General features: G+C 74.8%; 6 protein-coding genes. 2 read left to right on the top strand and 4 right to left on the bottom strand.

Annotation, left to right across the window (positions count from 1 at the left end):
- Positions 1-152: 152 nt before the first annotated feature.
- The 3 genes from ACFV6I_RS17640 to ACFV6I_RS17630 are packed head-to-tail and all read right to left on the bottom strand — an operon-like array spanning position 153 to position 2933.
- On the bottom strand, positions 153-833 hold the full coding sequence (locus ACFV6I_RS17640) for a response regulator transcription factor (protein WP_063347264.1): 681 nt from the start codon (positions 831-833) through the stop codon (positions 153-155).
- Positions 811-2070, bottom strand: a complete 1260-nt coding sequence (macS, locus tag ACFV6I_RS17635) for a MacS family sensor histidine kinase (protein ID WP_380426182.1) — start codon at positions 2068-2070, stop codon at positions 811-813. Before macS ends, ACFV6I_RS17640 begins: the two co-directional genes overlap by 23 nt.
- A 35-nt stretch (positions 2071-2105) precedes the next feature.
- A complete protein-coding gene (locus ACFV6I_RS17630; RefSeq protein ID WP_079136233.1) occupies positions 2106-2933 on the bottom strand; it encodes a lysophospholipid acyltransferase family protein in 828 nt (275 codons plus the stop codon).
- Positions 2934-3204: 271 nt separating this feature from the next.
- Between ACFV6I_RS17630 and ACFV6I_RS17625 the strand changes: the two genes are divergently transcribed.
- Together ACFV6I_RS17625 and ACFV6I_RS17620 are read left to right on the top strand one after the other, a co-directional pair.
- Positions 3205-3999 (top strand): alpha/beta hydrolase, encoded by a 795-nt coding sequence (locus ACFV6I_RS17625; RefSeq protein ID WP_380426180.1) that lies wholly within the window; start codon positions 3205-3207, stop codon positions 3997-3999.
- Between the two features lie 10 nt (positions 4000-4009).
- Complete coding sequence (locus ACFV6I_RS17620) at positions 4010-4753, top strand: hypothetical protein (protein ID WP_380426178.1); 744 nt, start codon at positions 4010-4012, stop codon at positions 4751-4753.
- Positions 4754-4762: 9 nt separating this feature from the next.
- Here ACFV6I_RS17620 and ACFV6I_RS17615 read toward each other — a convergent pair whose 3' ends face one another.
- The gene (locus tag ACFV6I_RS17615; protein ID WP_380426176.1) at positions 4763-5509 is read right to left on the bottom strand and encodes an endonuclease/exonuclease/phosphatase family protein; all 747 of its coding nucleotides are present in this window, start codon (positions 5507-5509) and stop codon (positions 4763-4765) included.
- Positions 5510-5660: the final 151 nt, after the last annotated feature.

Genomic DNA, 5660 nt, shown 5'->3' with positions numbered 1-5660 from the left:
TGTGTTCTCCCCGCTGGGGTTGTTGTTTTGGGGGCGGTCTGCGCGGGGGGGGGTGCTCCGGTTTGTTCTCTCCCCGGGGGGGGGGGCCTCCCCCCCCCCCCCCCCCCCCACCGCACGCGGGACCGCCAACGCGGCCGGACCCGCCGGAGCCGTCAGATGTCGTCGTCCAGCCCCTGCTCGATCGCGTACCGCACCAGTTCCACCCGGTTGTGCAGTTGCAGCTTGCCGAGCGTGTTCTGGACGTGGTTCTGCACCGTCCGGTGCGACAGCACCAGCCGGTCGGCGATCTGCCGGTACGACAGGCCCTTGGCCACCAGGCGCAGGACCTCGGTCTCCCGCGCGGTCAGCTGCGGGACGGCCGGCGCGGAGGCCGGGGCCGGTTCGGCGGCCAGCCGGCGGAACTCGCCCAGCACCAGGCCGGCCAGGCCCGGGGTGAACACGGCGTCGCCCACGGCCGTGCGCCGCACCGCGTCCAGCAGCTCCTCCCGCCCGGCCGACTTGACCAGGTACCCGGTCGCGCCGGACTTCACCGCCTCCAGCACGTCCTGGTGCTCGCCGCTGGCCGAGAGCACCAGCACCCGCACCGCCGGATCCTGCGCGACCACCTGGCGGCACACCTCGGCGCCGGGCAGACCGGGCAGGTTGAGGTCCAGCACGACGACCTGTGGCGAGCAGGCGCGGGCCCGGCGGACGGCCTCCTCGCCGTCGCCCGCGGTGGCCACCACGTCGAGCCCCGCCTCGGCGAGGTCCCGCGAGACGGCGTCGCGCCACATCGGGTGGTCGTCCACGACCATCACCCGTATCGGCCGGTCAGTCGTCGGCTGATCGGTCATCAGAACCCTTCCTCGGGACACGGAGTTCGACCTCGACGCCCTCTCCGGGCGCCGAGTACAGCTCGGCCGTGCCGCCGAGGTCCAGCAGCCGGCCGCGGATGGACTGGGAGACGCCCAGCCGCCCGGCCCGCTCCGCCTCGCCGAGGCGGCCGGGGGCGAAGCCGGGGCCGTCGTCGCGGATGCTGACCGTGACGGCCTGCGGCTCGTCCTCCACCAGGATCCAGGCCCGGGCCCGCTCCCCGGCGTGCCGGCGGACGTTGTCGACGGCGGCGCCGACCGCCGCGGCCAGTTCGCCGGCCGCCCCGACGGGCAGCAGCACCGGCCCGCCGGGGGCGGACAGCGTGATCCGCTCGTCGGCGTACGGGCGCAGCAGCGCGGTGAGGTCCTGCGGCTCCCCGGCCCCGCACTCCTGCGGGCGCTGCCCCGGGATCGGGCCGCCGGTCATCAGCGCCCGCAGGGCGCGCTCCTGCTCACCGGCCAGTCGGCCGAGTTCGGCGAAGTCGGCGTCGCCGCCCGGGCGTCCACCGGCCGCAGCCGCGGCGCCCTCGGCCGGCCGCGCGGTGAGTTCGGCGCCGTGGCGCTGGACGAGGGCGAGCACCTGGAGCACGCCGTCGTGGATGTCCCGGGAGAGCCGCTCGCGCTCCCGGGTGGCCGCCTCGACCTGGAGTGCCCGGGTGAGCGTCGCCTCGCTGGCGCGGGCCAGTTCGATGACGTAGCCGATGGCGCAGCCGGCCACCATCAGCAGCATGATGTTGTGGATGTTGTCGCCGGTCGGGCCGCCGTGGCCGAGGATGTTGGCGACGCCGATCACCGTGCCCGCGGCGGCCGCCCAGCGCCAGCCGCCCTTGCCGGCGAAGCCGAGCACCGTACCGGCGGCCCAGATGGTCGGCAGGGTGGGCGCGCCGTGGCTGATCCGTACCGGGTCGTCGGTCAGGCCGCTCATCACGATGCCGGTGACGGCGAGGGTGAGGTCGGTGCCGAGCACGTACCAGGTGCAGCGCTGCGGGCCGGCGAAGGCCCGGGTGCTGGCGAGTGTCCAGAGGGTGAGTGTGCCGAGGAAGATCCAGCCGGCGACGGGGTGCAGGAAGTCCAGGTAGGAGTTGAGGTAGCGCAGCAGGGCGTAGCACAGGGCCAGCACCCGGAAGTAGGAGATGGCCTTCCACAACGGCAGTTCGACGGACATGCCCCCGGCCGCGACCGCGCCGCCGACTGCCCCGGTTCTCTCGCCGTCCGTCATCCTTGCGCCCCTCCCCTGGGCCGTGCCCGCGGTCGTCAGGCCGACCCGGTCTCCTTCGGCTCCTGCCCGGACTGCTCGGCCTGCTCGGCCTTCTCCGTCGCGGCGGCCTTGTCGGCGGCGGCCTTCTCGGCATCCGCCTCCGCCTTCTCCGCCTTGGCGGCGGCCTTGCGCTCGGCGTCGGCCTTCTTCTTGTCGTCGGCGATCTGCCGCTTGGCGGCGGTCGCGTAGATGTCCACGTACTCCTGGCCGGAGAGCCGCATGATCTCGTACATCACCTCGTCCGTCACCGAACGGAGGATGAAGCGGTCGTTCTCCATGCCGTGGTAGCGGGAGAAGTCCAGCGGGCGGCCGATCCGGATGCCGGGGCGGGTGCCGAAGTTGGGGATCACCTGACCGGGCGGCTGGACCTTCTCGGTGTCGATCATCGCGACCGGGATGACCGGCGCGCCGGTGGCCAGCGCGACGCGGGCCAGGCCGCCGACCTTGCCGCGGTACAGCTTGCCGTCGGGCGAGCGGGTGCCCTCGGGGTAGACGCCGAACAGCTCGCCGCCGTCCAGCACCGCGATGGCGCTGCGGATCGCGGCCTCGCCCGCGCCGCGCACGCCCGAGCGGTCCACCGGCAGCTGGCCGACGCCCTTGAAGAACGCGGCGGTCAGCCGGCCCTTGATGCCCGGGGTGTTGAAGTACTCGGCCTTCGCGATGAAGGTCACCCGGCGTTTGATCAGCGCGGGGAAGAAGAAGGAGTCCGAGAAGGACAGGTGGTTGCTCGCGATGATGGCCGCGCCCTCGGTGGGGATGTTCTCCTCACCCTCGATCCACGGCCGGAAGAAGATCCGAAGCAGTGGCGCGACGATCATCTTCATCAGTCGGTAGAACAACCCGGGCCTCCTGTTATGCGGACCGGTCGATCCTAATGCCCCGTGGGCTCGGCCCGCGCCCCGCCCCGCCCCGGCGGGCCGCCGCCGGACTCCCGCAGGCACTCGCACGGGGGCCTCCGCGAGGGGCGCGCGGCCCGCGCGGAGGCCGCCATGAGGGGTGTACGTCCCGGGCGGGGCCGTGGGACGATGCGGATTCCCGCAGCCTCCCCCTCCAGCGTTCCTCCCCCAGCGCCACCCGCCCGCGAAGGAGTCCGCCATGCCGTTGCTGCCCGGTGCCGAACCGTACCGCCACCGCGGCGGACCGGTGGGGGTGCTGCTGTGCCACGGCTTCACCGGATCGCCGCAGTCGCTGCGGCCCTGGGCGGAGGAACTGGCGGCGGCCGGGTTCAGCGTGTCGCTGCCGCTGCTGCCCGGGCACGGCACCCGGTGGCGGGACATGCAGGTCACCCGCTGGGAGGACTGGTACGCCGAGGTCGAGCACGAACTGCTGACGCTCTCCGCCGAGTGCGAGCAGGTCTTCGTCTGCGCGCTGTCGATGGGCGGCGCGCTGGCGCTGCGGCTGGCCGCGCTGCACGGTCCGGCGGTGTCCGGGCTGGTGCTGGTCAACCCGTCGGTGCGCTCGGACAACCCCGCGAGTGTGCTGCTGCCGGTGCTGCGGCACCTCGTGCCGAGCGTGCCCGGGATCGCCGACGACATCGCCAAGCCCGGCGCGGTCGAGCTGGGCTACGACCGGACGCCGCTGAACGCCGCCTGGTCGCTGGGCCGGCTGTGGCGGGACGTCCAACGGCGGCTGCCGCAGGTAACCCAGCCGGTGCTGCTCTTCCGCAGTCCGCAGGACCACGTCGTCTCGCCGGCCAACTCGGAACTGGTGCTGGCCCGGATATCCTCGACCGACGTGACGGAGCGGCTGTGCCAGCGCAGCTTCCACGTCGCGACGCTGGACCACGACGCGGCGGAAATATTCGCGGCCAGCCAGGACTTCATCCGACGGCTGGCCCCCGCGCACGCGGTGGGCGTCACCGGGGTCGAATCCGACGATCACCATGGCTGAAGGGCCGGAAGTGCACGAGAGCAGCACGGCGGGCGGCGGGGACGAGGCACCCCGCGAGGACAGCACGGCGAAGGACGGCACCGCGCACAGCGGCGCCCCGGCGGACCGTCCGGGGGCGGACGGCGTCACCGCCCCGGCCGCGGAGGCCGCCGAAGCACCGGCCGCCGACCGGCGCCCGGCCGAACCGGACGCCACCGCGCCCGCGGAGCCCCGCACCCGGCGCGCCCCCGAGCGCAGCCAGGCCGAGCAGGACGAGATCTTCGCCGCCCTGGTCGCCCAGTTCGACGACCCCGTGGACCTCACCAACCCCAACTGGCCGGAGGTCGAGAACCTCCGGGCCCAGAGCGAGCTGAAGGGCGGCTTCAAGGACGCCCCCGGCTCCCGGACCGACCCGGACGACCTCGCCGACCTCGCCCCGCAGCCCCGCCCCCGCTCCGGTCGGCCGGTGATGCCGGCGGCGGGCTCGGGCCCGCGCGACTTCGAGCTGGCCGAGGAGACCGACGAGGACCACTACGTCCCGCCGGAGCCCCCGCCGCTGCCGACCGCCGACGTCACCGCGAAGTTCGCCTGGCTCGCGGTGCTCGGCGGCCCCGCCCTGCTGCTGTTCGACGCGGTGGTGTGGCGGGAGATCGCCGGCTGGCCGGCCTGGGTCGGGATCACCGCCTTCCTCGGCGGCTTCGTCACCCTGGTGACCCGGATGAAGGACCGCGACGAGGACGAGCCCGAGGACCCGGACAACGGCGCCGTCGTCTGAGCCGAGCTCCTAAGCCGCCGGCAGCTCCAGCACCGCGAGCACCGGCAGGTGGTCGGTCGCGGCGCGCAGGTCGGCCTCGGTGACGCCGGGCAGCCCGTGCGGCACCCCGCAGCCGAGGACGGTGATCCCGGGCGTGGCGAACACGGCGTCGATCCGCTGGTAGGGGCGCTCGGGGACGGACGTGAACTCGCCGCCCCAGGGCGCGGTCGGGTACCCGTCCTGGAGCCGCGCGGCCAGCAGCTGCCAGCCCCTGCCGTCCGGGTGCTCGTTGAAGTCCCCTGCCACGATGCCGTGTTCGGCGATCCCGAGCTGGTCGAGCAGCAGCTCGAACTGGCCGTACCGCTCGTCGGCGTCCAGGCTGAGGTGGCAGCTGGTGAGGGTGAACGGCGCCGTTCCGGGCAGTCGCAGCAGCGCGGTGGCGAAGCCGCGGGCGTGCAGGCCGCGGGTCTTGGGCAGCAGCCGGTCGTGCACGCCCAGCAGTTGCGCCGCGCCGGGCCGGCCGAGCAGCAGCGGCCCGGCGGCGGTCCGGCCGCCGCCGGCCAGGACGACCGTCCCGGTGCTCCGGGCCAGCCGGGCGGCCTGGCCCTCGGGCCGCCAGTAGCGCGGTGACTCCTGGATGCAGACCAGGTCGGGTGCGCAGGCCCGGATCACCCGGGCCAGCGCCCGCCGGTCGTCCCGCAGCGAGCGGATGTTGTAGCTGAGCAGGCGCAGCCGGCGCGGGCCGGGCGGCGGCGGTTCGGCGGGTGCCGTGGTCATGGTCCTGGTCCTCCCCGTACGTGGTGCGTGGGACGACCGTACGGCAGGGCCGGGGGCGTGCGTCGGCGGCGGCGCGTCCGGGGTTGGTCGGGGTGCGGGCGCACCGCCCGCGGCGGGGGGGGGGGGTGGGGACGCGGGGCGGGGCCGGGCG

The organism is Kitasatospora sp. NPDC059803 (assembly GCF_042732255.1).
Classification (GTDB): Bacteria; Actinomycetota; Actinomycetes; order Streptomycetales; family Streptomycetaceae; genus Kitasatospora.
Note: the sequence above shows the minus strand (reverse complement) of the source record. Positions and strands in the feature narration are given on the sequence as shown.